Consider the following 26626-nt stretch of genomic DNA (forward strand, 5'->3'; position numbering starts at 1 on the left):
CTGAAGGCGCGGCGAAGCCGCATGCCTTCAGGGGCGCGGGGAACTGCGCGACCAGCCACGACGAGAGGTGCGGTCGCATGATCACAGAGTGGCCTACGGCGCGTGGGCGGCTCACCCGGTCACCCGCGGTAGATCGCCTCGATCTCGTCCGCGTAATCCTTTGCCACAACGTTTCGCTTCAGCTTCAAAGACGGAGTCAAGTGCCCCGACTCCTCCGTGAACTGCGTCCCCAGCACCCGGAACTTCCGGACGGACTCCGCCTTCGACACCGCCGCGTTGCCGTCGTCGACCGCCGTCTGGATCGCCGCCAGCAGATCCGGGTCGGTCCGTAGGGAGGCGACGGAGGAGTCCGCCGGCTTGTCGTTGTCCGAGGCCCACTTGGCGAGGAACTCCTCGTCGATGGTGACGAGGGCGCCGACGAACGGCCGCCCGTCCCCGACGACCATGCACTCGGCGACGAGCGCGTGCGCGCGGATGCGGTCCTCGATGACGGCCGGGGCGACGTTCTTGCCGCCCGCCGTGACGATGAGCTCCTTCTTGCGCCCGGTGATCCGGAGGTACCCGTCCTCGTCGAGCGTGCCGATGTCCCCGGTGTGGAACCAGCCGTCGGCGAGGGCCTCCTCCGTGGCGCCCTCGTTGTTCCAGTAGCCGGTGAAGAGGTGTTCGCCGTGGAGCAGCACCTCGCCGTCGTCGGCGATGCGGATCACGGAGCCCGGCAGCGGCTGCCCGACCGTGCCGATCTTCTGCCGGTCCCAGGGGTTGAAGGCGGTCGCGGCGCACGATTCGGTGAGGCCGTAGCCCTCCAGGACCGTGAAGCCGATGCCACGGAAGAAGTGGCCGAGCCGCTCGCCGAGCGGGGCGCCGCCGGAGATCGCGTACTCGCCGCGCCCGCCAAGGACGGCCCGCAGCTTGCTGTAGACGAGTTTGTCGAACGCTTTGTACTTCAGTTTCAGGGTGAAGGAGGGGCCTCTCGGCGTGTCCAGCGCCCGGCTGTACTCGATCGCCGTGTCCGCCGCCTTGTCGAAGATCTTGCCCTTGCCGTCGGCCTGCGCCTTGGCCCGCGCCGAGTTGTAGACCTTCTCGAAGACGCGCGGCACACCGAGGATCAGGGTGGGCCGGAACGCGGCGAGCTCGTCGGTGAGGTTCTTGATGTCCGGCGCGTGCCCGAGCTTGATCGGCGCCATCAGCGACGCCACCTCGACGAGCCGCCCGAAGACGTGCGCGACCGGGAGGAAGAGGAGCACCGAGCACTCGCCCGTACGGAACAGGGGCTTCAGGCGCTCCACGACATTGCCGCACTCGGCGAAGAAGCTGCGGTGGGTCAGGACGCAGCCCTTGGGGCGGCCGGTGGTCCCGGAGGTGTAGACGATCGTGGCCGGGTCGTCGGCCTTCGCGACGCGGCTGCGCTCGTCGACACTCGCGTCGGGGACCTCGGCCCCGTCGCGGCGCAGCTCGTCGACGCCGCCGCTCTCGATCTGCCAGACGTGCCGCAGCTCGGGGAGGCGTCCGCGTACGGAGTCGACGGCGGCGGAGTGCGCCGGGGACTCGACGACGATCGCGACGGCGCCGGAGTCGCCGAGGATCCACTGGATCTGCTCGGCGGAGCTGGTCTCGTACACGGGTACGGTGATCGCACCCGCGCTCCAGATCGCGAAGTCGAGGAGCGTCCACTCGTAGCGGGTACGGGACATGAGGGCGACCCGGTCGCCCGCCTGGACGCCCGCGGCGATGAGCCCCTTGGCGGCGGCCCGCACGTCGGCGAGGAACTCGACGGAGGTGACGTCCTGCCAGACGCCGTCGGTCTTGCGGCCGATGACGGCGACGTCCGGATGCTGCGCGGCGTTTCTGCGGACGATATCGGTCAGATTGCCGTCCGCAGGGACCTCGTACAAAGCCGGAAGGCTGAACTCGCGCAAGACTGCTGCTCCTCATAAGGCGCCGGCGCCACGACTCTGTGCGATGCGTCGGTGCGGTCCAAGATCGGGCAGGTGCTCAGTACTCCGCCGACAGGCGCCGACAGACTGATCGGTCGGCCGACGACTCGTTGATTGAACTGAGCACGACTGGACTGCCCGGACGTTACCCACCAGTACTGCTTTTTCGGTAGGGGGTCCGAGCCAGATGTTCGCTGCGTCACACGTCACGGCGGTGCTCAGCGCACAGTAGTCCACGTGTCCGACGACTCGGAAGTAACCGCAGGTCCGGGCCTTGCGGCCGGGGACGGCCCCGTACTTCCGAGTGGTCGGCCGGTGGTCCTAGGGTGATCACATGCGCGTTCATGTGGTCAGCGATGTGCACGGAAACTCCACCGACCTCGCACGGGCGGGAGACGGCGCCGACGCCGTCGTCTGCCTCGGTGACCTGGTCCTCTTCCTCGACTACGCCGATCACTCGCGCGGCATTTTTCCCGACTTGTTCGGCGAGGCCAACGCCGACCGGCTCGTGGAGCTGCGCACCGCCCGCCGCTTCGAGGAGGCGCGCGCCCTCGGGGCCGAGCTGTGGGCGGGCATCGACCGGCGGCCCGCCATCGAGAAAGCGGTCCGCAAGCAGTACACGGAGCTGTTCGCCGCGTTCCCCACACCGACGTACGCCACCTACGGCAATGTCGACATGCCGCACCTGTGGAGTGAGTACGCGGGCCCCGGCACGACCGTGCTCGACGGGGAGCGGGTGGAGATCGGCGGCTGGGTCTTCGGGTTCGTCGGCGGCGGGCTGCGCACCCCGATGCGCACCCCGTACGAGATCTCCGACGAGGAGTACGCCGCCAAGATCGAGGCCGTCGGGGAGGTCGACGTGCTCTGCACCCACATTCCGCCGGAGGTTCCGGAACTGGTCTACGACACGGTCGCGCGGCGCTTCGAGCGCGGCAGCCGCGCGCTCCTGGAGGCCATCCGCCGCACCCGGCCCCGTTACTCCCTGTTCGGCCACGTCCACCAGCCGCTCGTCCGGCGCATGCGGATCGGGGCGACGGAGTGTGTGAATGTCGGCCACTTCGCGCGCACGGGGCGGCCGTGGGCCCTGGAGTGGTGACGGCGGGGCCCTCCCCGCGCGATAACCTGCACTGCATCTACGCGAGACATACGCCCGTACGCCGGACCGCATCTGGAGGAGCCACCGCGATGGCGGAACACACCAGCTCGAGCATCACGATCGAGGCGGCGCCGGCCGACGTCATGGCGGTCATCGCCGACTTCGCCCGCTACCCGGACTGGACCGGCGAGGTGAAGGAGTCCGAGGTCCTCGCGGTGGACGAGGCCGGGCGCGCCGAGCAGGTCCGCCTCGTCATGGACGCCGGCGCGATCAAGGACGACCAGACGCTCAAGTACACCTGGGCCGGGGAGAACGAGGTGTCCTGGACCCTCGTGAAGTCCCAGATGCTGCGGTCGCTCGACGGGTCGTACGTGCTGAAGCCCTCCGGGGCCGGGACCGAGGTCACGTACTCCCTCACCGTCGACGTCAAGATCCCCATGCTCGGGATGATCAAGCGCAAGGCGGAGAAGGTCATCATCGACCGGGCGCTGGCCGGGCTGAAGAAGCGGGTGGAGTCGGGCGGGCCCGCGTAATCCCTGGCGGGGTTTTCCTGTGCGGGCCGGATTCAGGTTGAAGTGCGCGGTTCCTCGCGCCCCTGAGCTCGCGCCCCTGAGGGGGCGTTTTCGGGGCAGGTAGATTCGGGTGTCATGCGTACCCTCTTCGTCACCGGGGCCGGCGGTTCCGGGTGTACCACCATTGCCGTCGCCACCGCGCTCAGGGCCGCCCGGGACGGGCTGCGTACGCATCTCATCAGCGCCGACGCCGGACGGTTCGGGGAGCTGGGGGACGGGGTCGACGTCACGCGGCTCGTTCCGGACCAGCGGTTCCGCGAGGATCTGCTCGCGCTGCAGGAGCGGGCCGGGTCCGCGCTCGATCTGCTCGGCGCCGCCAAGCTGGACGCCGACGAGCTGACCCCGCTGCCGGGGAGCACCGAACTCGCGTTGCTGCGGGCCCTGCGCGACAGCGCCGAGGGCGGCCACGACCTGGTCGTCGTCGACATATCGCCCGCACCCCGCGCCGTCGCCACGCTCGCCCTGCCCGGGCAACTGCGCCGCTACCTGCGCCGCCTCCTGCCCGCGGAGCGCCAGGCGGCCCGCGCCCTGCGCCCCGTCCTCGGACGGCTCGCCGGGGTGCCGATGCCGACGGAGGGTCTTTACGAGGCCGCCGCCCGCTGGGACGCGGAGCTCGCCGCCGCGCAGGCCGTGATCGACGCCGACTCCAGCCACGTACGCCTCGTCGCCGAACCCACCCTGGCCGCCGTCGAGACCCTGCGCACCACCGGCACCGCACTGGCCCTGCTCGGCCTGCGCACCGAGGCGCTGATCGCCAACCGGGTCCTGCCCGACGGCTCGACCGACCCGTGGCTGGCCGACGCCGCCGCCCGGCAGCGCAAGATCGTCGGCCAGTGGGCGGGCGCGTACGAGACACCTCACCTGGGCCACGACCCGAGCACCGCCGACCTCGACGCCCTCGCCGTCCCGGCACCGGGCGAGCCCGGACCCCGTAGCTCCTGGTCCATAGAGGACCGCATAGCCGGGGACGGGGTCCTCGTCTGGCGGATCCCGCTGCCCGGCGCCGTCCGCGAGGAGCTGACGCTGATCCGGCGCGGCGACGAGATCGTCGTCGGCGCGGGAGCCTTCCGCCGTATCGTTCCGCTGCCCTCGGCGCTGCGCCGCTGCACCGTCGCGGGGGCCGGGCTCGTCGAGGGTGAGCTGCGGGTGCGGTTCGCCCCGGACCCGGATCTGTGGCCGCGGAACCGGTGAACGGCCCGCACCCGTTCGGGTACCGTCGATGGGGTCAGCGTTTCCACGTGTTCTTCGCTCCCCGCAGGAGTCAGCCGTCATGAGCGACGCCACCGAGCAGTCCGCACCCCGGGTCGACGCCGACGCCTGGGAGCAGGCGTGCGCCGAGGATCTCGCGGCGGAGAAGGCCCGCCGCCGGGCCGAGTACGGGGCGCCTCCCGGCTCGGCCGCCGAGGAGCTGCGCAAGCTCGTCGACGCGGTCACCGACAAGCTGTCCGGGATACAGGCCCCGTTCCTGGGCGCTGTCGCGCAGGGCACCGCCGAGCAGGTCGCCAGGCAGTTCGTCCGCCAGGCCCGCTCGGTCGTCGAGCCCGTCATCGAGCGCAACTCCGATGTCTTCGACCACCTGGCCGCCGCGGGCTCCGAGCTGCTTGCCGCCTACCGCTCCGCCGTCGAGACCCAGGAGCGCCGCTGGACGCAAGGGGCACAGGAGGCACGGCCGGCGCCGGGTCCCGAGGACGTGCAGGCCCCCCGGAAGCCCACGGACGAAGGCCCCGGCGGGGAACACATCGACCTCGACTGAACGCCGCTCAGGTACGGTGGGCCCTAGCGGGGCTCGACCGAACTGAGGGATTCATGGGACTCACCATCGGCGTCGATATCGGCGGCACGAAGATCGCGGCCGGCGTGGTCGACGAGGAGGGCAACATCCTCTCCACGTTCAAGGTGCCGACGCCTTCCACGCCTGACGGGATCGTGGACGCGATCGCCTCGGCCGTGGAAGGTGCCAGGGCCGGGCACGAGATCGTGGGCGTGGGCATCGGCGCCGCCGGCTACGTCAACCGCCAGCGCTCCACCGTGTACTTCGCGCCGAACATCGACTGGCGCCAGGAGCCGCTGAAGGAGAAGGTCGAGGAGCGCGTCGGCCTCCCCGTCGTCGTGGAGAACGACGCGAACGCGGCGGCCTGGGGCGAGTACAAGTTCGGGGCCGGCAAGGGCCACCGCAACGTCATCTGCATCACCCTCGGCACCGGCCTCGGCGGCGGCATCATCATCGGCAACAAGCTGCGCCGCGGCCACTTCGGCGTCGCCGCCGAGTTCGGCCACATCCGCATGGTGCCGGACGGCCTGCTGTGCGGCTGCGGCTCGCAGGGCTGCTGGGAGCAGTACGCCTCCGGGCGCGCCCTCGTCCGCTACGCGAAGCAGCGCGCGAACGCGACGCCGGAGAACGCGGAGTACCTGCTCTCGCTCGGCGACGGCACCCCCGACGGCATCGAGGGCAAGCACATCTCGATGGCCGCCCGCCAGGGCGACCTGGTCGCCGTGGACTCCTACCGCGAGCTGGCCCGCTGGGCCGGTGCGGGCCTCGCCGACCTCGCCTCGCTCTTCGACCCCTCGGCGTTCATCGTCGGCGGCGGCCTGTCGGACGAGGGCGAGCTGGTCCTCGACCCGATCCGCAAGTCCTACAAGCGCTGGCTCGTCGGCGGCAACTGGCGGCCGGTCGCCGACGTCATCGCCGCCCAGCTCGGCAACAAGGCGGGCATGGTCGGCGCGGCCGACCTGGCGCGGGAGCCCGACCCGATCATGTGACGCTCCGCACGGCCTTCCGTGCCCGTCGGGTGCCCGTCGTTCCCTCCGGGGACGGCGGGCACCGGCGTATCTTGATCTTCATGGACTCCGGCACGCTCCCCGACTCCCGCACCGAAGCGGACGGTTCCGCCGTCATCCGCGTCCTCAGCTACAACATCCGCTCGATGCGCGACAGCCCGGTCGCCCTGGCCCGCGTCATGAAGCGGTGCGCCCCCGACCTGGTCCTGATCCAGGAGGCGCCGCGCTTCTTCCGCTGGCGCAAGCAGCTCGCCCGGCTCGCCCGCGCCTCGGACCTGGTCTACCTCTCGGGCGGCGGCAGCGCGGCGGGCCCGGCCCTGCTGTGCTCGCTGCGGGCCACGGTGGAGCGCACCGAGGACGTGCTCCTGCCGCTCACGCCCGGGCTGCACCGGCGCGGCTTCGCCACCGCCGTCGTCCGGTTCGGGGGCGCCCGGCTCGGTGTCGTCAGCTGCCATCTGAGCCTGTCGAAGGAGGAGCGGTACGCGCAGGGCGGGATGCTGCTCGACCGTGTCGAGGCGATGCGGGAGGCGGGCGTCGAGCACGTCGTCGCGGGCGGTGACCTCAACGAGCGGCCCGACGGACGCACCTTCCGGCGCCTCGCCGCCGCTCTGAACGACGCGTGGGCGACCCGGCCCTGGGGCCGCGAGTTCACCTCGACCCCGGCCGACCCCCATCAGCGCATCGACGCGATCCTCGCCACCAAGGGCATCGAGATCCTGGGCTGCGGGGTTCCGGCGGACCTGCCCGAGGACGAGCTGAGGGCGGCCACGGACCATCTGCCGGTCCTGGCCGCCCTCAAGGTCCCCGCCGCCGCGGCCGAAGAAAGGCCCTGAGCCTCAGACCACCGCTCCGCGGCCCGGGTCGTCGTCCTCGTCGTCGTCCGACTGCATCCGGGCGACCAGCGTGCCGAAGCCGCCGAGGAAGCCGCCGATGCAGAGCGTCGCCAGCCACCACGTCATCGACCAGCCGAGCAGCACCGCGACGAGCAGCAGCACCGGGCCGCCGACCACGGCCAGCCAGGCGAACCGGGCCGTCACGTCCGCGTCGGGCAGCGGCGGCGGCTCCGGCGGGACGAAGTGGCCCTCGTCGTCCGCGTCGAAGTCGTCGTCGGACGGCTCCGCCGGGGTGTGGTCGCGGGGGCCCGGCATGGCGCCGCCGACACCGGGCGCGAAGGAGACCGAGGAGCCCAGCGGGCCCTTGGCGTCCTTCTTCGCTCCTCTGTCCGCCGCGTCGGCCCCGCCCGGCCCTTCTGCCCCGTCCTCGTCCGTCCCGTCCCGGTCCGCCGACGGCGTCGGGTTCGGCTCCGTCTCCAGGAGCGCCAGGTCCTCCACCGACTTGAACGGCTTCGCGCCCGGCGGGTCCGGCGGCTCCTCCCCATACCCCGCGACGATCTGCGCCCACACCGCGTCCTCGTCGAGCGGCAGCGCGCCCTGCTCCTCCCCGTCCCGCCGGGACTGCCCGGCCCCGGCCGCGGGCGGCGCCTGCTCCTCGCCGCCGTCCGGGCTGTCCGGGCTGTCTGGGCTCCCCGGCTCCCGCCGCTCCTGCTCAGCCACTGCTGGCCGTCCCTTCCGCGCCCTCGCCGGGCCCGCTCACACCCGCGCTGGGCGTCTTGCCGACACTCGGAGCGAGCCGGGCGATGAAGGCGTGGCTCTCCTCGAAGATCCGGTCCGCGTCATGGTCCAACGTCGCGACGTGGTAGCTCTGTTCCAGCAGGATCTCCGTGACGTCCCTGGAGGAGACGCGGCTCAGCACGCGCGCGGAGTCGACGGGCGGCACCACATGGTCCACGGCGCTGTGCAGCAGCAGCAACGGCTGGGTCACCTGCGGCAGTTCACGGTCCACGACCTGGAAGAAGCGGCGCAACTGGTGCGCGGAGTGCAGCGGCACCCGGCTGTAGCCCACCTCGTGCGAGCCCTCCTTGGCGATGTCGTCGACGATGCCCTTGATCGACGGGACGAGATGCCGGACCACCGGAAGGGCGTGCGCGGCCAGACCGTGCACCTTGTTGCCCGGGTTGACCACGACCACGCCCGCCACCTGGTCGCCGTGGAGCGCCGCGAGACGCAGCGCGAGGGCGCCGCCCATCGACAGGCCCGCGACGAACACCTGGGAACACCGCTCTGTGAGGTCGCGCAGGGCGCGGTCCACCTCCGCGTACCAGTCCTGCCAGCCGGTGACCGCCATGTCCTGCCAGCGGGTGCCGTGGCCCGGCAGCAGCGGCAGCGAGACGGTCAGGCCCCGAGCGGCCAGATGTTCGGCCCAGGGGCGGAGCGACTGGGGTGATCCGGTGAAACCGTGACAGAGGAGGACGCCGACCTCGCCGCCGTCATGGCGGTACGGCTCGGCTCCGGGAAGGACCGGCACGTTCGGTCTCCAGTTCGTGAAATCCGTGGAAGAGGCAGAAGAGGGGTGGGACGTGCTCCTCACCGTACGCGACCGGACTGACACCGACCAGGGTCGTCGGGCCGCCGGACGGCCCCGCGGGTTAAGGTCTGAACCTCGGACGAGGGAAGGCAGTGGGTTGATCTACGGCGCAATGAAGGTGGCCATCGGGGGGCCGCTGAAGCTCGGTTTCCGGCCGTGGGTGGAGGGCATCGAGAACATCCCCGCCGAGGGAGCGGCCATCCTCGCCAGCAACCACCTCTCGTTCTCCGACTCGTTCTTCCTTCCGGCCGTGCTCGACCGCAAGGTCACCTTCATCGCGAAGGCCGAGTACTTCACCACGCCGGGCGTGAAGGGCAAGCTGACGGCCGCCTTCTTCAAGGGCGTCGGCCAGCTGCCCGTGGACCGTTCGGGGTCGCGCGGAGCCGGTGAGGCCGCCATCAAGAGCGGCCTGGAGGTCCTGGAGCGCGGCGAGCTGTTCGGCATCTACCCCGAGGGCACGCGCTCGCCCGACGGCCGCCTGTACCGGGGCAAGCCGGGCGGCCTCGCGCGCGTGGCGCTCGCCAGCGGTGCGCCGGTCATCCCCGTCGCCATGATCGACACGGAGAAGATCCAGCCGCCGGGCAAGGTGATGCCGAAGTTCATGCGCCCCGGCATCCGGATCGGCAAGCCGCTCGACTTCACCCGCTACCAGGGCATGGAAGGCGACCGGTTCGTGCTGCGCGCGGTGACCGACGAGGTCATGTACGAAATCATGAAGCTGTCCGGCCAGGAGTACGTCGACATCTACGCGACCGCCGCGAAGCGGCAGATCGCGGAGGCGGCGAAGGCCGAGAAGGAAGCGCAGAAAGAGGCGCAGAAGGAGCGGGGCGGCGCGCCTCGCCCGTAGCGGTGAGCGGTGAGCGGTGCACGGGGGGCAGGGATCATGGGGAGCACGGTCAGGCGCGAGCAGGTCGTACGGATGTCGGTGGAGCAGCCGCTGTGGCACGCCCTGCGCGGCTACCGCGTCCTCACCATGCTGTACGCGATCGGCCTCTTCGCGTCGGCGTACGAGGTGTACGAGCGGCCCTGGGTGGCCATCGCCTACTTCGCCGTCATGGCGGTGTGGACGCTGGCGACGCTGCCACGGGTGTCGGGCGCGGGCCGGTGCACCAAGCGGTTCCTCGCGGCCGACCTGACGGTCGCCGTCGCGGGCATCCTGCTCTCGCCGGTCGCGGGCCACGAGCGGGCGGTGACCGGCGGCTCGACCCTGCCCTCGATATGGACGGCGGGCGCGGTCCTCGCCTGGGCGCTCAAGGGCGGCTGGCGCTGGGCGGCCTCGGCGTCCCTGCTCGTCGGCGTCGCCAATGTGATCCAGCGCGGCGTCCTGAGCCGCAGCACCCTGCACAACGTGGTGCTCGTCTGCATCGCCTCCGTCGCCATCGGCTACGTGGTCGAGGTGGCCCGCGCCTCCGAGCGCACCCTCGCCCGCGCCCTGGAGATCGAGGCGGCGACGAGGGAGCGGGAGCGCCTCGCCCGCGACATCCACGACAGCGTCCTCCAGGTCCTCGCCATGGTGCAGCGGCGCGGCAACGCCCTGGGCGGCGAGGCCGCCGAGCTGGGCCGGATGGCGGGCGAGCAGGAGGTAGCCCTGCGCACCCTGGTCGCCGGCGGCCTGAACCCCGCATCGCGGGTCTCCGAGGACGCGGCGCAAGGAGCCGTCGTCCGTACGGTGTACGAGCCCGAGCGGGCCGGGGACCTGGCGGACGCCGGGGGACCGTGTGACCTGCGGCCCCTGCTCGCCGGGCACGCGGGCGCCCGCGTCACCTTCTCCGAGCCGGGCGCCCCGGTCCTGATGCGACCCGCCGCCGCCCGCGAGCTGGCCGCCGCCGTCAGCGCCGCCCTGGACAATGTGCGGCAGCACGCGGGCGCGGACGCGCACGCGTGGATCCTCGTCGAGGACGACCCGGACGCGGTGATCGTGACCGTACGGGACGACGGGCCCGGCATCCCGGCGGGTCGGCTCGCCCAGGCCGAGGGCGAGGGGCGGCTCGGTGTCGCCCTGTCCATCCGCGGCAGGCTGCGCGACATCGGCGGCACCGCCGAGCTGATCTCCGTACCCGGGCAGGGCACGGAGGTCGAGCTGACCGTACCGAAGAAGAACTGACCGGCTTCGACCGGCTTGCACGGCACAGAAAACGAACGACACGGGGGAAGGCGGGACCGGAACGATGAACGAGTGGCAGACCGGCGGAGGAGGCTTCGGCGGCGACGACGGACGGCCGGCGATCAAGGTCATGGTCGTCGACGACCATCCGATGTGGCGCGACGCCGTCGCCCGCGACCTCGCCGCGGCCGGGTTCGACGTCGTCGCCACCGCGGGCGACGGCGAGCAGGCGGTGCGCCGCGCGCGGGCGGCGGGCCCCGACGTCCTCGTCCTGGACCTGAACCTGCCCGCCAAGCCGGGCGTGCAGGTCTGCAAGGAGCTGGTCGGCCACGACCCGTCGCTGCGGGTCCTTGTGCTCTCCGCGAGCGGCGAGCACGCCGACGTCCTGGAGGCGGTCAAGTCCGGCGCCACCGGCTATCTGCTGAAGTCCGCCTCCACCGAGGAGCTGATCGACGCCGTGCGCCGCACCGCCGTCGGCGACCCGGTCTTCACGCCCGGCCTCGCGGGACTCGTCCTCGGCGAGTACCGGCGCCTCGCCTCCGAGCCCGCCCCGGCACCCGACGCCGACGAGCCGAAGGCGCCCGAGCTGACCGAGCGGGAGACCGAGGTGCTGCGCCTGGTCGCCAAGGGCCTCAGCTACAAGCAGATCGCCGAGCGCCTGGTCATCTCGCACCGCACCGTGCAGAACCACGTGCAGAACACCCTCGGCAAACTCCAGTTGCACAACCGGGTCGAACTCGTCCGCTACGCCATCGAACGGGGTCTGGACGACGAGTGACCCCGCGCGGGACAGTTGCTCCAACTGCTCACCGTGACAAGGGAGTTACGCGATGAGGGTCGGAGTACTGACCGGCGGCGGCGACTGCCCCGGGCTCAACGCCGTCATCCGTGGCATCGTCCGCAAGGGCGTGCAGAGTTACGGCTACGACTTCGTCGGCTTCCGGGACGGCTGGCGCGGGCCCCTGGAGAACGCCACCGTACGGCTCGACATCCCGGCGGTCCGCGGCATCCTGCCGCGCGGCGGCACCATCCTCGGCTCCTCGCGCACCAACCCCCTCCAGGCGGAGGACGGCATCCGGCGCGTGAAGGAGAACCTCGCGGCCCAGGGCGTCGACGCGCTCATCGTGATCGGCGGCGAGGACACGCTCGGCGTCGCCGCCCGGCTCACCGAGGAGTACGGCATCAAGGCCGTCGGCGTCCCGAAGACCATCGACAACGACCTCTCCGCCACCGACTACACCTTCGGCTTCAACACGGCCGTCGGCATCGCCACCGAGGCCATCGACCGGCTCCACACCACCGCCGAGTCCCACATGCGCGTCCTGGTCGTCGAGGTCATGGGGCGCCATGCGGGCTGGATCGCCCTGCACTCCGGCCTCGCGGGCGGCGCCAACGTCATCCTCATCCCCGAGCAGCGCTTCGACCTCGACCAGGTCTGCGCCTGGGTGACCTCCCGGTTCACGTCCTCGTACGCGCCGATCGTCGTCGTCGCGGAAGGTGCGATGCCGCGCGACGGTGACCTGGTCCTCAAGGACGAGTCCCTGGATTCGTTCGGGCATGTGCGCCTCTCCGGTGTGGGGGAGTGGCTGGCCAAGCAGATCGAGAAGCGGACGGGGAAGGAGGCGCGGACGACGGTGCTTGGGCATGTGCAGCGTGGGGGGACTCCGTCGGCGTTTGATCGGTGGCTGGCCACCAGGTTTGGGTTGCATGCGATTGATGCTGTGCGGGATGGGGACTTCGGGAAGATGGTTGCGCTGCAGGGGACGGATATTGTGCGGGTGCCTATTGCGGAGGCGACGGCGCGTTTGAAGACGGTGGATCCGGCCCTGTACGAAGAGGTGGGCGTCTTCTTCGGCTGAGGTCACGGGGCTCTGCCCCGGACCCCGCTCCTCAATCGCCGGAGGGGCTTGATCGGGTCGGCCGAGGGGCTTGGGTTGCGATCGCTGGGGCGGAATGGGCGGCTTAGACTCGCGGGCATGGAGATCCTCGCATTCGGCGTGCAGTCCGACGAGAAGCCACTCATCGAGAAGGCGTTCGAAGGCCACCACGACGTCCGCTGCCTGGACGTCTTCCTCAACGAGGACACCGCGCCCATCGCCGCCGGCTACGAGATCATCTGCACCAGCGTCAACGCGACCCTCAACCACCACGTGCTCCAGACCCTCGCCGCGGGCGGCACCCGGATGATCGCCCAGCGCTCCACCGGCTTCAACAACATCGACCTGGAGGTCGCCGAGCGGCTCGGCCTCACCGTCGCGCGGGTCTCGTACTACTCGCCGTACTCGGTCGCCGAGTTCGCCTGGACCCTCGCGATGGCCGTCAACCGGCGCATCGTCCGCGCCAGCAACCGCACCCGCGACTTCAACTTCCGCCTCGACGGGCTGCTCGGCCGCGACATGCGCGGCCGCACCGTCGGCGTCCTCGGCACCGGCAAGATCGGCGCCGCGTTCACCCGTATCGCGCACGGCTTCGGCATGAACCTGCTCGGCTGGGACGTCGCCGAGAACCCGGCGTGCGTCGAGCTCGGCATGAAGTACGTCGACAAGGACCGCCTCTTCGCCGAGGCCGATCTGATCAGCCTGCACGTCCCGCTGCTGCCCTCCACCGAGCACATCGTCGACGCCGCCGCCCTGCGCGCCATGAAGGACGACGCGATCCTGGTCAACTCCAGCCGCGGCGGCCTCATCGACACCAAGGCCCTCGTCGCCGAACTGCGCGAGGGCCGCTTCACCGGGGTCGGCCTCGACGTGTACGAGGCCGAGGCGGGCCTGTTCTTCCTCGACAAGTCCCTGGAGATCGTCGACGACGACACCCTGGCCCGCCTCGTCACCTTCCCGAACGTCCTGGTCACCTCGCACCAGGCGTACTACACCGAGGACGCCGTCGGCCAGATCGTCGGGACCACCGTCAACAACGTCCTGGACTACCTCGCGGGCCGCCGCTCCGAGAACGTCCTCGTCCCGGCCGAGGCCAGCTGAGCCATCAGCTCCCGTACGATCCCGGCGCCGCGCAGCGACAGCACCGACTCCGGGTGGAACTGCACCCCGGCGAAGCCCGGACCCCGTACGGCGTGCACCTCGCCCGTGGCTTCGTCCCGGCTGACCTCGATGTCGTGCGCGGCCAGTTCGCGCGCGGCGTCGTCGTCGCAGCGGGCCACGAAGCTGTTGTAGAAGCCGACCGTCTCCGCCCGCCCGAACAGATCGATGTCCGTCTGCGCGCCCTGGTACGGCACGTCCTTGCGGACGATCTCCAGGCCCAGCTCGGCCGCGATCAGCTCGTGCCCGAGGCAGACGCCGAGCACGCCGTGCCGGTGCCCGGCGATCACCTCGGCCGTCAGCGACCGCAGGAACGTCATCTTCGGGTCGGTCAGGTCGGAGGGGTTCCCGGGGCCCGGGCCGAGCACCAGCGGGCCCTCGTGCGCCAGGACCGCCTCCCGCAGCCCCGCCTCGTCGTAGCGCCGCACCGTCACGTCGAGCCCCGACGAGCGCAGTACGTGCGCCAGCATCGCCGTGAACGTGTCCTCCCCGTCCACCACCAGCGCGTGCCCGCTCAGCTCCCCGTCGCGCTCCTGCATCCGGAGCCAGAACGGGGCGAGCGCCGCCCGGCGTCCGTCGAGCGCCGCCCGTACGCGCGGGTCGTCGGCGAGCGCGGGCCGGGCGGACTCCTCGCGCGGACGCCCGGGGCGCACGCCGAGCGCGGCCAGGACCCCGGCCGCCTTCGCATGCGTCTCCGCCACCTCGCCCGCCGGGTCCGAACCCCGTACGAGCGTCGCGCCCACCGGTACGCGCAGACGGCCCGCCGCGTCGATGTCCGCCGTCCTGATCAGGATGGGGGAGTCGAGCGTCTGGGCGCCGCCCGCGTCCCGGCCGATCAGCGCCAGGGCGCCCGCGTAGTAGCCGCGCCCGCCCACCTCGTGGCGCTCGATCACCCGGCACGCGTTCTGCACCGGTGACCCCGTCACCGTCGCCGCGAACATCGTCTCCCTCAGCACCTCGCGCACGTCCAGGCTCGACTTCCCCCGCAGCTCGTACTCCGTGTGCGCGAGATGAGCCATTTCCTTCAGGCGCGGCCCGACGACGACACCGCCCATGTCGCCGACGGTGCACATCATCTTCAGCTCCTCGTCCACCACCATCGACAGCTCCTCGATCTCCTTGCCGTCGGCGAGGAAGGCGAGCAGGTCGTCGGGGGTCGGTCCGGCGGCCGGATAGCGGTACGTGCCGCTGATCGGGTTCATCACGACCGTGCCGCCGGACATCCGCACATGGACCTCCGGGCTCGCGCCGACCAGCGTCCGCCCGCCCGCGCCTTCACCCGTGTGCACGACGAACGTCCAGTACGCGCCCCGTTCGCCGGCCAGCAGGCGCCGGAACAGCGCGAGGGCGTCGGCCCGTGAGAACCCCGGGATCTCACCCTCGTACGTCCGTCGGATCACGAAGTTCGCGCCCTCGCCGCGGCCGATCTCCTCGTCCAGGACACGCCCGACGATCCGCGCGTACGTGGCGTCGTCCACGTCGAAGGCGCCGTCCCGGACGGACACGTCGTGGTGGGGGAGGTGCGCCAGGGCCTCGGTGAGGGGGATCTCGTGGGTCTCCTCCGGCATGAGGACCGTGAGCGGGGTGCCGTCGTCCCGTACGTCGAAGCCCCGCTCCCTGATCTGCCGGAACGGGACCAGGGCCAGGCCCTCCGGGACGTCCGCCAGACGGTCGTACTCCTGGGTCCGGCCGATCAGGACCTCGACCGTGTCGTGGTCGCGGCCCGGGGTGCGCCTGCGGAGCAGGGCGAAGGGGCGCGTGTCGTCGATGATCTCGTTCAGTACGGACATGGGGCTGTTCCTTCCTGAGAGAGGAACAGCCCGGGTCGCAAACGACTGAAGGCCGCCCCTCGGGCGGCCTTCGCGGTTTCTTGGGAACGCGCAGTCAGTGGGCCGCCGGATCTGCGGTCCACCACCAGGTGCGGGTCAGCGCTTGCGCGAACATGGGCGCAACCGTACCCGAAGCCCGGCTCATGTGAGGCGTCCGGCGTACACCTGTCTCAAAAGATGAGCGGAGGGCTGGACGCCGGTCATGACCCCGTAATGTTGTCGGGGTGACCGTGAACGCTAAGACCAGCGCGAGCGCTGGCAACACCTGGCGAAACCTGCCCGCGGCGCAGCAGCCCGAGTACCCCGATGCCGAGGCTCTGCGCGATGTGATCGCGGACCTCGAGTCGTATCCGCCGCTCGTCTTCGCGGGCGAGTGCGATCTGCTGCGCGCCCGCATGGCGGCCGTCGCCAAGGGAGAGGCGTTCCTCCTCCAGGGCGGCGACTGTGCCGAGGCCTTCGACGCCGTCTCCGCCGATCACATCCGGAACAAGCTGAAGACCCTGCTCCAGATGGGCGCCGTGCTCACGTACGCCGCCTCGGTGCCGGTCGTGAAGGTCGGCCGCATCGCCGGCCAGTACTCCAAGCCGCGCTCCAAGCCGACCGAGACCCGCGACGGCCTCACCCTGCCGACCTACCGCGGCGACTCCGTCAACGGCTTCGAGTTCACCGAGGCCGCCCGCGTCCCCGACCCCGAGCGCCTGAAGCGGATGTACCACGCCTCCGCCTCCACGCTGAACCTCGTGCGCGCCTTCACCACCGGCGGCTACGCCGACCTGCGCCAGGTCCACGCCTGGAACCAGGACTTCGTGCGCTCCTCCCCGTCCGGCCAGCGCTACGAGCAGCTCGCCCGCGAGATCGACAACGCGCTGAACTTCATGCGCGCCTGTGGCACCGACCCGGCCGAGTTCCAGACCGTCGAGTTCTACGCCTCCCACGAGGCGCTGCTCCTCGACTACGAGTCGGCCCTGACCCGTGTCGACTCGCGCACCGGCAACCTCTACGACGTCTCGGGCCACATGGTCTGGATCGGTGAGCGCACCCGGCAGCTCGACGGCGCCCACATCGAGTTCGCCTCCCAGATCCGCAACCCGATCGGCGTCAAGCTCGGCCCCACCACCACGGCCGAGGAGGCGCTCCAGTACATCGAGCGCCTCGACCCGGACCGCGAGCCCGGACGCCTCACCTTCATCGTCCGCATGGGCGCCGACAAAGTCCGGGACAAGCTGCCCGAGCTGGTCGAGAAGGTCACCGCCTCCGGCGCGACCGTCGCCTGGGTCACCGACCCCATGCACGGCAACACGTTCGAGGCCGCCTCCGGGCACAAGACGCGCCGCTTCGACGACGTGCTCGACGAGGTCAAGGGCTTCTTCGAGGTCCACAAGGCGCTCGGCACGCACCCCGGCGGCATCCACGTCGAGCTCACCGGTGACGACGTCACCGAGTGCGTGGGCGGTGGCGACGAGATCTTCGTCGATGATTTGCACCAGCGATACGAGACCGCTTGCGACCCGCGGCTCAACCGCAGCCAGTCGCTCGACCTCGCGTTTCTCGTCGCCGAGATGTACCGCGACCAGTAGGGCGCCGGTTGTGTAGGACCTTGGTTGCGTAGAGCGCCGTGGGGCGCGGATCACAGCGATCCGCGCCCCACGGCGCTTTTGTGCTTCCGGTCGGGCGGGTAAGGTTAGGTTTGCCTCACCGATGAGTCGGGACGGCAACGCCCATGAGTCCCGACCGGGGGGTGAACCCGCGTGTACGTCTGCAACTGCTTCGGAGTCACCGAGGACCAGGTCAAGCAGCACGCCGCCGCCGTCGGCGGCGCCTGCACCCCGCGGCAGATCGCCTCAGCCTGCAAGGCCGGCACCGACTGCGGGTCCTGCGTGCGGCGGATCCAGGCGTTGCTCGGGCGGGGTGAGTCTGTGCCGCGGAGGGGTTCCTCTCTCGAAGCGGTCGGGGGCGTTGAGTCCGTGCGGACCGTGGAGGCCGTTCGGTCCGTCGAGACCGTTCAGGCCGTTGAGACCGTTCAGGCCGCCGGGGACGAGGCCGTCGCCGCCTAGCTGTCCGGCTGCTCGATCTGCTGGGCCAGGTAGAGCGCCTCGCCGAGCTTCTCGATCAGCTCCAGTTGCGTGTCCAGATAGTCGATGTGGTGCTCCTCGTCCTCCAGGATCTCCTCGAAGATCCGCGCCGACGTCACATCACCCTTCGCCCGCATCACGTCGATGCCGCGGCGCAGCCGGTCGATCGCCTCGACCTCGACCTGCCGGTCCGCCTGGAACATCTCCGTCACCGTCTGGCCGACCCGTACGTGGAACAGCCGCTGGTAGTTCGGCAGGGCATCGAGGAAGAGGATCCGTTCCGTCAGCCTGTCCGCGTGCTTCATCTCGTCGATGGACTCGGCACGGGTGTACTTGGCGAGCTTGGTCCAGCCGTTGTTCTCCTGGATCCGGTAATGGAGCCAGTACTGGTTGATGGCCGTCAGCTCGCCCGTGAGCTGCTCGTTGAGGAATTCGATGACCTCGGGGTCGCCCTGCATCGCAGAGGCTCCTTCCACGTGGTGGACTGGGCAAGTTCCGCGCATCCTCGCACCGGTCCCACAACGCGTCCAGTAAGTGCATGCTTAGTACGAGTTGCCCCGAATCAATGATCCACCGGGGTTCCCACGGCCCGTCGGCGGGCACGTGGTCACGGTCACCGCTCGGCTTCTGTCAGGATGGAGGCATGGGTCAGCCGGTGGGTCGCGAGTCTGGAGGAGCAGTGCAGCCGGAGCTTCCTCCGGGGCAGCGTCTGCAGCGCGGCTGGCCGGTCACGCACTACGGGCCCGTGCCCAAGTTCCGGCCCGAGCGGTGGGAGTTCCGGGTCTTCGGGGCTACCGCCGACGGCGGCAAGCACTGCTGGAACCACGAGGAGTTCTCGGCCCTCCCCTACGCGACCGTCGTCGGTGACCTGCACTGCGTCACCAAGTTCAGCATGCTCGGGGCCGAGTGGGGTGGCGTGCGCGCCTCCACCATCCTCGAGCTCGCGCCGCCGGACCCCGCCGTCACACATGTCATGGTCTGGGCCGAGTACGGGTTCAGCTCCAACATGCGGCTCGCCGACTTCGCCGCGGAGCGGACCATTTTTGCCACGCACAAGGGCGGGGAGCTGCTCACCGCCGAGCACGGGTTCCCCGTTCGGCTCGTCGTGCCCCATCTGTATGCCTGGAAGGGGCCGAAGTGGGTGCGGGGTGTGGAGTACATGACCGCGGATCGGCGGGGGTTCTGGGAGGAGCGCGGGTACCACAACGTGGGGGATCCGTGGCGGGAGCAGCGGTACTCCTATCAGGAGGTTCCCGGGGAGGGGCCTGAGCTCTAGGGTTCGGGGCGTTTCGGTTCGGGGCCTACTGGTTCGGGGCCTGTTCGCCCCGGAGTGATTTCAGGCGCGCTATGTCCGTCGCGTTCGTCTCCTTGCCGCCCGGGGTCTCCACGATCAGCGGGACGTTCTCCGTCGCGGGGTGTGTCATCAGCTCCCGGAACGGTTCCGCGCCGATGTGGCCCGCGCCGATGTTCTCGTGGCGGTCCTTGTGCGCGCCCACGACGTCCTTGGAGTCGTTGGCGTGGATGAGCTTCAGGCGGCCCTCGCCGATCGTGTCCACGAGCAGGTCCAGGGTCTGCTTCATGCCGCCCGGGCCCGCGAGGTCGTGGCCCGCCGCGTAGATGTGGCACGTGTCCAGGCAGACGCCCAGTTTCGGGTGGTGGTCCAGGGCGTCGAAGTACGGGCCGAAGTCCCAGGTGCGGGCGCACAGGGACGCGCCCTGGCCCGCGGTCGACTCCAGGAGGAGGAACGGGTCGTCTTCGTGGTCCAGCTCGTCCAGGAGCGGGAGCAGGTGGGCGCGGACCTGGGCCAGCGCCACCGAACGGTCGCGGCCGCCCGTCGCCGAACCCGTGTGGACGACCACGCCCAGGGCGCCGATCGCTCGGGCGCGGCGCAGGGAGTGGCGCATCGAGGCGACGCTGTTCTCCACGGTGGCTTCGGTGTGGGAGCCGAAGTTGATCAGGTACGGGGCGTGGACGTAGGCCGGGATGTCCTCGGCGGCGCAGCGGGCGCGGAAGGCGTCGTCCTGCTTCGGGTTGCCGGGGGGTGTGGCCCAGCCGCGCGGGTTGGCGACGAAGACCTGGACGGTCTCGGCCTTGACGTCCTGGGCGTACTGGAGGCCTACGGTGGCCAGGCCGCCGGCGACCGGGACGTGGCCGCCGACGGGATTGCGGGGTCTGCGGGTGTTCACCCTGTCCAGGGTGTCATGGGTTCGGGCCTGCCGGTCACGCGACGAAGGGAGGGTGGCCGTCTGGGCCCTCCTTGGCGGCCATCCGTCTCGCTCCGACAGGTGCGGGGGTGGGTCCGGGGCCGCCCGGGGCATGTCCGTGCTCGCCATCTTGCCGGCATCGCCGCTTGCGTTGGCCGCCCTCACCGCGCGCGCGAGTGCTGCGCGCGCACATACCCCGACCGCCCCCTCCCGTCTCGTACGCGCCTGACCGTTGGCGGTCGTGACGGTCGGCGGCCCGTCCCCCTCGTCTAGTACGCGCCTGACCGCCGGTGGCCGTGACGGCGGGGGTCAGACGTGCACGAGACGAGAGGGGCCAGTCGCCAGCCCCTTTCGTCCTGTACGCGGGTGATCGCCGATGGGGCTAGCGGATCGTGATCTTGATTGTTGAGCCCTTTGGGGCCTTGTCGCCCGGGTTTACCGACTGCTTTTTCACCGTGTCGCCGAAGAGGCCCAGGAGGCCGCGGTCCTCGTCGACCTTGAAGCCGGCGGACTCGAGTGTGTCGTGGGCCTCGTCGACGTTCATGCCCTCTACGTCCGGGACCTCGATCAGCGGGGGGCCCTTCGAGATCGTCAGGGTGACCGTGTCGCCCTCGGAGAGTTGGCCGTCGCTCGGGGACTGGCGGGCCACGTCGCCCTTGTCCTCGTCGGATGTGACGCGGGTGGGGGCGATCTCCGCCTTGAGGCCCGCGTCCTCGAGGTCGGCGACCGCGTCGTCCTCGGACTCGCCCGTGACGTCGGGGACGTCCACGGGGGCGCCCTTGGAGACGACCAGGGCCACCGCGGAACCCGAGGTGCGGGTCGAGTCGGCCTTGGGGTCCGTCCTGATCACGGAGCCCTTGGCGATGTCCTCGCTGAACTCCTTGGTGACCATGCCCGGCTTCAGGCCGCGCTTTTCGAGGTCGCTTCTGGCCGTGGCGAGGCGGGTGCCCTCCAGGTCGGGGATCTTCACCGTCTTGGGGCCCTTGGACACGGTCAGCTTCACCGTGCCGTCGTCGCGGATGCGGGCGTTCGCCTCCGGGTCCGTACTCATGACCGTGCCGCGCTTGTAGGTGTCGCTGTACGCGTAGGTGGTTTTGCCGGCGGGGTGCAGGCCCGCGTCCGTCAGCCGCTTCTTCGCTTCTGCCTCTGTTTTGGCCAGCAGCGGGGGGACCTTCGTGAACTGGCCCGAGTTGATGTACCAGACGCCCGAGCCGATGCCGAGGATCAGGAGCAGCGCGGCGATGATCGCGAACCTGGCGCGCCGGGGTTTGGTTGTGCTGGAGGAGTGGGGTGGCAGTGGGGGTGGGGATTGCAGGCGGCTGGTTCGGGTTTCCGGGGGTGGCTCTACCGCTCGGGGGAGGACGCTTGTGCGGTCCTCCGCTCCCGCGTGCGGCGTCTCGATGGCTTGCGGGGGCGCGGTGTCCAGTTCCGGTTCCGTCAGCGCTGCCCGCGCTTCGCGCGCGTGGGCCAGGAGTTCCACGGCGTCGTGCGGGCGGGCCTGCGGGCTGTGCGCGGTGGCCGTCGCCACCAAGGCGTCCAGCGCCGCCGGCAGGCCGGGCACGGCTGCGGAAGGGGGCGGCACGTCCTCGTGCAGGTGCTTGTAGAGGACCTGGGCCGGGGTGTCGCCGGTGTGCGGCTTGCTGCCCGTCAGCATCTCGTACAGGACCACGCCGGACGCGTAGACGTCCACACCGGGGGTCGCCGTGCCGTCCTCTATCTGCTCCGGGGCCAGGTACGAGACCGTGCCGAGGAGGGTGCCGGTGGTGTTCGTGACCGTGTCCACCGCGCGGACGAGGCCGAAGTCCGCCACCTTCACCCGGCCGTCGTCCCCTATGAGGATGTTCTCCGGCTTCATGTCCCGGTGCACGAAGCCCGCGCGGTGCGCCGCCCCGAGCGCGGCGAGGACCGGCTCCAGGATGTCGAGCGCCGCGCGGGGGCGCAGGGCGCCGCGGTCGCGCAGGACGTCGCGGAGCGTGCAGCCCGCGATGTACTCCATCGCCAGGTAGACGTACGCGCCCTCGGCGCCCTGGTCGAAGACGCCCACGACGTTCGGGTGCGCCAGGCGGGCCACGGACTTCGCCTCGCGGATGAAGCGCTCCACGAACGTCGCGTCCGTGGCGAGGGAGGGGTGCATCACCTTGAGCGCGAGCACGCGGTCCAGGCGGGTGTCCACGGCCCGGTAGACCGTGGCCATCCCGCCGACCGCGATCCGTGCGTCGATGCGGTACCGGCCGTCGAGCACATGCCCGAGCAACGGGTCCTGAAGGGTCGTGTCCACGCAGGCGAGTGTACGAGGGGTGGCTGACAGGGCCGCTTCCCGCTGCGGGACCGGGCCCGGACTGCAGCAGAGCTGTGACCGTCAGAAGGCGGGACGCTCCGGATCGAGGCGTGCGCGGCCCTCCGTGGGGGACGACGCCTCGGCGAAGTGGCGCCTGGGGATGCGGCCCGCACGGTACGCGAGGCGGCCCGCCTCCACCGCGTGCCGCATGCCCTCGGCCATCAGCACGGGTTTCTGCGCCCGGGTCACCGCCGAGGCGAGCATCACGCCCGCGCAGCCCAGTTCCATCGCCAGCGCCACGTCGGAGGCGGTGCCCGCGCCCGCGTCCAGGATCACCGGCACGCGCGCGTGCTCCACGATCAGCTCGAAGTTGTGCGGGTTGCGGATGCCGAGGCCCGAGCCGATGGGGGAGCCGAGCGGCATGATCGCCGCGCAGCCGGCGTCCTCCAGCTTGCGGGCCAGGACCGGGTCGTCGTTCGTGTACGGCAGGACGGTGAAGCCGTCGTCCACCAGGGTCTCCGCGGCTTCCAGCGTCTCGATCGGGTCGGGGAGGAGGGTCCTCTCGTCCGCGATGACCTCCAGTTTGATCAGGCTGGTGCCCAGCGCTTCGCGGGCCAGTCGGGCGGTGAGGACCGCTTCGCCCGCCGTGTAGCAGCCCGCCGTGTTCGGCAGCGCCTGGATGTTCAGCTTCTTCAGGACGGAGAGGACGGAGCCGTGCACGGTCGCGTCCACGCGGCGCATTGCCACGGTGGTGAGTTCGGTGCCGGACGCGGTCAGCGCGCGCTCCAGGATCTCCAGGCTGGGGGCGCCTCCCGTGCCCATGATCAGGCGGGAGGAGTAGGTGGTGTCTCCGAGGACGAAGGCGTCGTCCGCCATGTCAGCCTCCTTGTACTGCGGTGAGGACCTCTACGCGGTCGCCTTCGGTCAGTTCTGTCGCCCGCCACTGGGTGCGGGGTACGACCGTCTCGTTCAGGGCCGCGGCCACGCCGGAGTGCGCGGTGGTGAGCGTCGCCACGAGCGCCTCCAGGGTGGTTCCGGTGGCCACCGCGCGCGGTTCGCCGTTCAGGGACACGTTCATGCGGGCTGCTCCGAGGTGGCCGGGGTGCGGGTGGGGGCGGGGAAGCGGTCCGGGGTGAAGGGGCGGGCCTCCTCCGGCAGTTCGCCCGTCGTCAGGGCGTGGGCCATCGCGTCGCCCGTGACCGGGGTGAGCAGTACGCCGTTGCGGTAGTGACCCGTGGCCAGGAGCAGGCCGGGCAGGGCGGTGGGGCCGAGGAGCGGGGCGTTGTCCGGGGAGCCGGGGCGCAGGCCCGCGCAGGTCTCCGTCAGGGGGAGTTCCGTGATGCCGGGGACCAGTTCGTGGGCGTCGCGCAGGAGTTCGTAGACGCCGCCCGCGGTGACCGTGGTGTCCCAGCCGAGTTCCTCGCTCGTGGCGCCGACGACCAGTTCGCCGTCGACCCTCGGCACCAGGTACAGGTGGTTGCCACGGACCACGGCGCGGATGGTGCGGCTGAGGAACGGCGCGTACCGGGGCGGCACCGTCAGACGGAGGACCTGGCCCTTGACCGGGCGGACCGGTGGCCGGACCTCGTCCGGGACGCCGGGCAGCGAGGCGCTGTGGCTGCCCGCCGCCAGGACCGTCTGGCCGGCCTCCAGCACCGTGCCGTCCGCCAGGGTCACGCCACGCGCCTTGTCGTGGATCACTGAGAGGCGTTCGGCCTTCTGGCGGTGGAAGGTCACCCCCGCCCGCTCACAGGCCGTCACGAGGGCGCTCGCGAGCTTTCTCGGGTCGATCTGGTGGTCCCCGTCGACCCGCAGGCCGCCGCGCACGCCCGGCGCGAGCATCGGCTCCAGGCGGCGGCACTCGCGGCCCGACAGCCACTCGGACTCCAGGCCCGACTTCCGCTGGAAGGCGTGCAGTTCGCGCAGGTGCGCCCGGTCGTCCGCGTCCAGGGCGACCGCGAGGGTGCCGCACGCGCGGTGGCCGAGGTCCTGGCCGGTGGCCTCGGACAGCTCCGCCACGAACCGCGGATAGCGGCGCGCCGACTCGACGTTCAGGGCGAGCAGCGTCTGCTCGCCGTAGTGCAGTTCGGTGACCGCGGCCAGCATCCCGGCCGCCACCTGGGCGGCCCCGCCGCCCGGCGCGGGGTCCACGACCGCGACCGTGAGGCCGCGCTGCGCGGTCCGCCACGCCGTGACGAGACCGATGATGCCGCCCCCGACGACCAGGACGTCGGTTGACTGGGGGATACGCGACATGGGCGTCCAGCCCCTCCCTTCGCCGGCATGACCCGGATCAGGTTCGTACGGTCGGAGGCCGCTCCAGCCTCCCTCTCAGCCCGCTGCGTACGGGCTCCCGCGAGTGCTTTACGTCGGCCACCCTAACCGCCCGGCGCGCTCCTCAGTAAGTACGGTCGTCGGTGCGGACGGCGGCTTGATCGCTAAACCAGTGACACGTGTGCAGGACGTCACGGCGCGGGAGTGGCCCGTGCCGCTGACCGACGCAAGATCGGACGCCTAAGGTGATCCGGTGAGCGAGCAACCGAGCGGCAACGGAACACCTCAGGGGCAGCGGCACGTCGTCATCGTCGGCGCGGGGATGGCCGGTGTGCAGACCGCCGTGGCCCTGCGCGAACAGGGCTTCGCGGGCACCGTCACGCTGATCGGCGCCGAGCCCCATCCGCCCTACGACCGGCCGCCGCTCTCCAAGGCCGTCCTGCTCGGAAAGGCCGAGGGGTCCGCCTTCGACGTGGACTTCGCCGCCCTCGGCGTCACCCTGGAGCTGGGGCGCGAGGTCACCGGTGTGCGACCCGGTGACCATGAACTCGACACCGCCGACGGGGCCGTGTCCTACGACGTCCTCGTCCTTGCCACCGGTGCCGAACCCGTGCGGCTGCCCGGTGCGGACGGCGTTCCCGGCGTCCACCTGCTGCGCACCCTCGACGACGCCGAGAGGCTGCGGCCCGTCCTCGCCGAGCAGCGTGACGTGGTGGTCGTGGGCGCCGGGTGGATCGGCGCCGAGTTCGCCACCGCCGCCCGCGAGGCCGGCTGCCGGGTCACCGTCGTGGAGGCCGCCGAGCGACCGCTGGCCGGGGCGCTGCCCGCCGAGATCGCCGCGCCCATGGCGGCCTGGTACGCGGACGCGGGGGCCCAGTTGCGCACCCACGCGCGCGTGGAGCACGTCGAGCCCGGGTTCGTGGCCCTGGACGACGGGACGCGGCTGCCCGCCGGGGCCGTCGTCGTCGGCATCGGCGCCCGGCCCGCCACCGGGTGGCTCGCCGGGTCCGGCATCGAGCTGGGCGAGCACCGCGAGGTCGTCGCCGATGCCGGGCTGCGCACCTCCGTGGCCGATGTCTACGCCGTCGGGGACTGCTCGTCCTTCCCCTCGGCGCGCTACGGCGAGCGGCTGCTCGTCCACCACTGGGACAACGCCCTGCAAGGGCCCCGGACCGTCGCCGCGAACATCATCGGTGAGACACCGGCCGTGTACGACCCGGTGCCCTACTTCTGGTCGGAGCAGTTCGGGCGGTTCGTGCAGTACGCGGGCCACCACCGCGCCGCCGACACGACCGTGTGGCGCGGGGACCCGGCAGGCGCGGCCTGGTCGGTGTGCTGGCTGCGCGAAGGAGCCCTGGTGGCGGTCCTCGCCGTCGGCAAGCCCCGGGACCTGGCCCAGGGGCGCAAGCTCATCGAGGCCGGCACCGTGCTCGACCCGGAGCTGCTGGCCGACCCCGCCCGGCCGCTGAAGTCCGCCGCGTCCTGATCCCCGTAGGGTGGCGGAAACACCTGGTCAGCCCGGTCCGGCTTTCCGTCTGTCAGTCCGGGATGGCACGCTTGTCCCGTGACCGAGATTGACGCAAAGATCGATGCTCTCGTCCCCGACTGGCTCACCCTTCCCGACATCGCCGAGCGGCTCGGCGTCGAGGTGACGCGTGTGCGCCAGCTGGTGAAGGAGGGCCAGGTGATCGCTGTACGCCGCGGTGAGAACCGGGCGCTGCACGTGCCCGCCGCCTTCATCGACGGCGACAAGATCGTCAAGGGCCTCACCGGCACCTTGACGCTCCTGCGGGACGACGGCTTCAACGACGAAGAGATGCTGGAGTGGCTCTTCACCCCCGACCCGACCCTGCCGGGCACGCCCGCGCAGGCCCTGAGCGAGAATCGCGGCACGGAGGTGAAGCGCCGCGCCCAGGCGCTCGCCGTCTGACCTGACAACCGTCCGGTGTGCGCGCCACGCGGACACGGTAGCGGGACACGGTGAACGGCCTGGGCAAACCCCCGTTCGCGTGACGGCAGACCCTAC

The 26626-nt window shown here is 71.3% G+C and carries 26 protein-coding genes and 1 riboswitch; of the genes, 16 read left to right on the top strand and 10 right to left on the bottom strand.

Features of this window, described 5'->3' with window-relative positions; translation table 11 throughout:
* Positions 1-119 precede the first annotated feature (119 nt).
* Positions 120-1916, bottom strand: coding sequence for an AMP-binding protein (locus ABZ877_RS38455; protein ID WP_361081039.1), 1797 nt, complete (start codon positions 1914-1916; stop codon positions 120-122).
* Between the two features lie 352 nt (positions 1917-2268).
* Here ABZ877_RS38455 and ABZ877_RS38460 point away from each other — a divergent pair, with 352 nt between their 5' ends.
* The 6 genes from ABZ877_RS38460 to ABZ877_RS38485 all read left to right on the top strand — a co-directional run bounded on the left by ABZ877_RS38460 (position 2269) and on the right by ABZ877_RS38485 (position 7213).
* A complete protein-coding gene (locus tag ABZ877_RS38460) occupies positions 2269-3030 on the top strand; it encodes a metallophosphoesterase (protein ID WP_361081041.1) in 762 nt (253 codons plus the stop codon).
* Positions 3031-3119: 89 nt separating this feature from the next.
* Positions 3120-3563 carry an SRPBCC family protein gene (locus ABZ877_RS38465; protein ID WP_361081043.1) on the top strand — a complete coding sequence of 148 codons (444 nt, stop codon included), beginning with the start codon at positions 3120-3122 and terminating at the stop codon, positions 3561-3563.
* A gap of 114 nt (positions 3564-3677) precedes the next feature.
* Positions 3678-4793: an ArsA-related P-loop ATPase gene (locus ABZ877_RS38470; RefSeq protein WP_361081045.1), complete on the top strand. Its 1116-nt coding sequence runs from the start codon at positions 3678-3680 to the stop codon at positions 4791-4793.
* A gap of 79 nt (positions 4794-4872) precedes the next feature.
* The gene (locus tag ABZ877_RS38475; protein ID WP_361081047.1) at positions 4873-5355 is read left to right on the top strand and encodes a DUF5304 domain-containing protein; all 483 of its coding nucleotides are present in this window, start codon (positions 4873-4875) and stop codon (positions 5353-5355) included.
* A gap of 53 nt (positions 5356-5408) precedes the next feature.
* The gene (locus ABZ877_RS38480) at positions 5409-6362 is read left to right on the top strand and encodes an ROK family glucokinase (RefSeq protein ID WP_361081049.1); all 954 of its coding nucleotides are present in this window, start codon (positions 5409-5411) and stop codon (positions 6360-6362) included.
* 80 nt (positions 6363-6442) lie between these two features.
* Positions 6443-7213, top strand: a complete 771-nt coding sequence (locus ABZ877_RS38485; RefSeq protein WP_361081051.1) for an endonuclease/exonuclease/phosphatase family protein — start codon at positions 6443-6445, stop codon at positions 7211-7213.
* A gap of 3 nt (positions 7214-7216) precedes the next feature.
* On the opposite strand, the gene ABZ877_RS38490 is transcribed toward ABZ877_RS38485, so the two are convergent.
* Positions 7217-7804 (bottom strand): hypothetical protein, encoded by a 588-nt coding sequence (locus ABZ877_RS38490; protein ID WP_361081083.1) that lies wholly within the window; start codon positions 7802-7804, stop codon positions 7217-7219.
* A gap of 121 nt (positions 7805-7925) precedes the next feature.
* Positions 7926-8744 carry an alpha/beta fold hydrolase gene (locus ABZ877_RS38495; RefSeq protein ID WP_361081052.1) on the bottom strand — a complete coding sequence of 273 codons (819 nt, stop codon included), beginning with the start codon at positions 8742-8744 and terminating at the stop codon, positions 7926-7928.
* 157 nt (positions 8745-8901) lie between these two features.
* On the opposite strand from ABZ877_RS38495, the gene ABZ877_RS38500 reads away from it, so the two are divergent.
* The 5 genes from ABZ877_RS38500 to ABZ877_RS38520 all read left to right on the top strand — a co-directional run bounded on the left by ABZ877_RS38500 (position 8902) and on the right by ABZ877_RS38520 (position 13886).
* On the top strand, positions 8902-9651 hold the full coding sequence (locus ABZ877_RS38500) for a lysophospholipid acyltransferase family protein (protein WP_361081054.1): 750 nt from the start codon (positions 8902-8904) through the stop codon (positions 9649-9651).
* Between the two features lie 36 nt (positions 9652-9687).
* Entirely contained in the window at positions 9688-10908 is a 1221-nt protein-coding gene (locus tag ABZ877_RS38505) for a DUF5931 domain-containing protein (RefSeq protein ID WP_361081056.1), read from the top strand.
* 64 nt (positions 10909-10972) lie between these two features.
* Positions 10973-11686, top strand: coding sequence for a response regulator transcription factor (locus tag ABZ877_RS38510; protein ID WP_361081057.1), 714 nt, complete (start codon positions 10973-10975; stop codon positions 11684-11686).
* 52 nt (positions 11687-11738) lie between these two features.
* On the top strand, positions 11739-12767 hold the full coding sequence (locus ABZ877_RS38515) for a 6-phosphofructokinase (RefSeq protein WP_361081059.1): 1029 nt from the start codon (positions 11739-11741) through the stop codon (positions 12765-12767).
* Between the two features lie 117 nt (positions 12768-12884).
* Positions 12885-13886, top strand: a complete 1002-nt coding sequence (locus tag ABZ877_RS38520) for a 2-hydroxyacid dehydrogenase (protein WP_361081061.1) — start codon at positions 12885-12887, stop codon at positions 13884-13886.
* Here the strand turns inward: ABZ877_RS38520 and ABZ877_RS38525 are convergent.
* Entirely contained in the window at positions 13832-15733 is a 1902-nt protein-coding gene (locus ABZ877_RS38525; protein WP_361081063.1) for an anthranilate synthase family protein, read from the bottom strand. The genes ABZ877_RS38520 and ABZ877_RS38525 overlap by 55 nt on opposite strands.
* A gap of 263 nt (positions 15734-15996) precedes the next feature.
* Here ABZ877_RS38525 and ABZ877_RS38530 point away from each other — a divergent pair, with 263 nt between their 5' ends.
* Both ABZ877_RS38530 and ABZ877_RS38535 read left to right on the top strand, forming a co-directional pair.
* Complete coding sequence (locus ABZ877_RS38530) at positions 15997-17349, top strand: class II 3-deoxy-7-phosphoheptulonate synthase (protein ID WP_361081065.1); 1353 nt, start codon at positions 15997-15999, stop codon at positions 17347-17349.
* Positions 17350-17520: 171 nt separating this feature from the next.
* Positions 17521-17826 carry a (2Fe-2S)-binding protein gene (locus tag ABZ877_RS38535; protein ID WP_361081067.1) on the top strand — a complete coding sequence of 102 codons (306 nt, stop codon included), beginning with the start codon at positions 17521-17523 and terminating at the stop codon, positions 17824-17826.
* On the opposite strand, the gene bfr is transcribed toward ABZ877_RS38535, so the two are convergent.
* Positions 17823-18302 (bottom strand): bacterioferritin, encoded by a 480-nt coding sequence (gene bfr / locus ABZ877_RS38540; protein ID WP_361081069.1) that lies wholly within the window; start codon positions 18300-18302, stop codon positions 17823-17825. The genes ABZ877_RS38535 and bfr overlap by 4 nt on opposite strands.
* A 185-nt stretch (positions 18303-18487) precedes the next feature.
* Here bfr and ABZ877_RS38545 point away from each other — a divergent pair, with 185 nt between their 5' ends.
* Complete coding sequence (locus ABZ877_RS38545; protein WP_361081070.1) at positions 18488-19120, top strand: sulfite oxidase-like oxidoreductase; 633 nt, start codon at positions 18488-18490, stop codon at positions 19118-19120.
* 25 nt (positions 19121-19145) lie between these two features.
* Here the strand turns inward: ABZ877_RS38545 and ABZ877_RS38550 are convergent, their stop codons facing one another.
* The 5 genes from ABZ877_RS38550 to thiO all read right to left on the bottom strand — a co-directional run bounded on the left by ABZ877_RS38550 (position 19146) and on the right by thiO (position 24582).
* Positions 19146-20030: a deoxyribonuclease IV gene (locus ABZ877_RS38550; protein ID WP_361081072.1), complete on the bottom strand. Its 885-nt coding sequence runs from the start codon at positions 20028-20030 to the stop codon at positions 19146-19148.
* A 400-nt stretch (positions 20031-20430) separates the two neighbouring features.
* On the bottom strand, positions 20431-22326 hold the full coding sequence (pknB, locus tag ABZ877_RS38555; protein ID WP_361081074.1) for a Stk1 family PASTA domain-containing Ser/Thr kinase: 1896 nt from the start codon (positions 22324-22326) through the stop codon (positions 20431-20433).
* A gap of 81 nt (positions 22327-22407) precedes the next feature.
* A complete protein-coding gene (locus tag ABZ877_RS38560) occupies positions 22408-23202 on the bottom strand; it encodes a thiazole synthase (RefSeq protein WP_361081076.1) in 795 nt (264 codons plus the stop codon).
* A 1-nt stretch (position 23203) separates the two neighbouring features.
* Positions 23204-23404, bottom strand: coding sequence for a sulfur carrier protein ThiS (thiS, locus tag ABZ877_RS38565; RefSeq protein WP_361081078.1), 201 nt, complete (start codon positions 23402-23404; stop codon positions 23204-23206).
* Positions 23401-24582, bottom strand: a complete 1182-nt coding sequence (thiO, locus tag ABZ877_RS38570; protein WP_361081079.1) for a glycine oxidase ThiO — start codon at positions 24580-24582, stop codon at positions 23401-23403. Before thiO ends, thiS begins: the two co-directional genes overlap by 4 nt.
* Positions 24580-24693: riboswitch (TPP riboswitch) on the bottom strand. It overlaps the preceding gene by 3 nt.
* 229 nt (positions 24694-24922) lie before the next feature.
* On the opposite strand from thiO, the gene ABZ877_RS38575 reads away from it, so the two are divergent.
* Together ABZ877_RS38575 and ABZ877_RS38580 are read left to right on the top strand one after the other, a co-directional pair.
* On the top strand, positions 24923-26086 hold the full coding sequence (locus tag ABZ877_RS38575; protein ID WP_361081085.1) for an FAD-dependent oxidoreductase: 1164 nt from the start codon (positions 24923-24925) through the stop codon (positions 26084-26086).
* Positions 26087-26164: 78 nt separating this feature from the next.
* Complete coding sequence (locus tag ABZ877_RS38580) at positions 26165-26530, top strand: Rv2175c family DNA-binding protein (RefSeq protein WP_361081081.1); 366 nt, start codon at positions 26165-26167, stop codon at positions 26528-26530.
* Positions 26531-26626: the final 96 nt, after the last annotated feature.

This window comes from Streptomyces sp. NPDC046939 (assembly GCF_040644575.1).
GTDB lineage: Bacteria > Actinomycetota > Actinomycetes > Streptomycetales > Streptomycetaceae > Streptomyces.

Bases quoted from the DNA above. Each gene is read 5' to 3' on its own strand.
- ABZ877_RS38460 (WP_361081041.1), top strand. From the start codon at position 2,269: ATGCGCGTTCATGTGGTCAGCGATGTGCACGGAAACTCCACCGACCTC.
- ABZ877_RS38465 (WP_361081043.1), top strand. From the start codon at position 3,120: ATGGCGGAACACACCAGCTCGAGCATCACGATCGAGGCGGCGCCGGCC.
- ABZ877_RS38470 (WP_361081045.1), top strand. From the start codon at position 3,678: ATGCGTACCCTCTTCGTCACCGGGGCCGGCGGTTCCGGGTGTACCACC.
- ABZ877_RS38475 (WP_361081047.1), top strand. From the start codon at position 4,873: ATGAGCGACGCCACCGAGCAGTCCGCACCCCGGGTCGACGCCGACGCC.
- ABZ877_RS38480 (WP_361081049.1), top strand. From the start codon at position 5,409: ATGGGACTCACCATCGGCGTCGATATCGGCGGCACGAAGATCGCGGCC.
- ABZ877_RS38485 (WP_361081051.1), top strand. From the start codon at position 6,443: ATGGACTCCGGCACGCTCCCCGACTCCCGCACCGAAGCGGACGGTTCC.
- ABZ877_RS38505 (WP_361081056.1), top strand. From the start codon at position 9,688: ATGGGGAGCACGGTCAGGCGCGAGCAGGTCGTACGGATGTCGGTGGAG.
- ABZ877_RS38510 (WP_361081057.1), top strand. From the start codon at position 10,973: ATGAACGAGTGGCAGACCGGCGGAGGAGGCTTCGGCGGCGACGACGGA.
- ABZ877_RS38515 (WP_361081059.1), top strand. From the start codon at position 11,739: ATGAGGGTCGGAGTACTGACCGGCGGCGGCGACTGCCCCGGGCTCAAC.
- ABZ877_RS38520 (WP_361081061.1), top strand. From the start codon at position 12,885: ATGGAGATCCTCGCATTCGGCGTGCAGTCCGACGAGAAGCCACTCATC.
- ABZ877_RS38525 (WP_361081063.1), bottom strand. From the start codon at position 15,733: ATGTCCGTACTGAACGAGATCATCGACGACACGCGCCCCTTCGCCCTG.
- bfr (WP_361081069.1), bottom strand. From the start codon at position 18,302: ATGCAGGGCGACCCCGAGGTCATCGAATTCCTCAACGAGCAGCTCACG.
- ABZ877_RS38545 (WP_361081070.1), top strand. From the start codon at position 18,488: ATGGGTCAGCCGGTGGGTCGCGAGTCTGGAGGAGCAGTGCAGCCGGAG.
- ABZ877_RS38560 (WP_361081076.1), bottom strand. From the start codon at position 23,202: ATGGCGGACGACGCCTTCGTCCTCGGAGACACCACCTACTCCTCCCGC.
- thiS (WP_361081078.1), bottom strand. From the start codon at position 23,404: ATGAACGTGTCCCTGAACGGCGAACCGCGCGCGGTGGCCACCGGAACC.
- thiO (WP_361081079.1), bottom strand. From the start codon at position 24,582: ATGTCGCGTATCCCCCAGTCAACCGACGTCCTGGTCGTCGGGGGCGGC.
- ABZ877_RS38575 (WP_361081085.1), top strand. From the start codon at position 24,923: ATGGCCGGTGTGCAGACCGCCGTGGCCCTGCGCGAACAGGGCTTCGCG.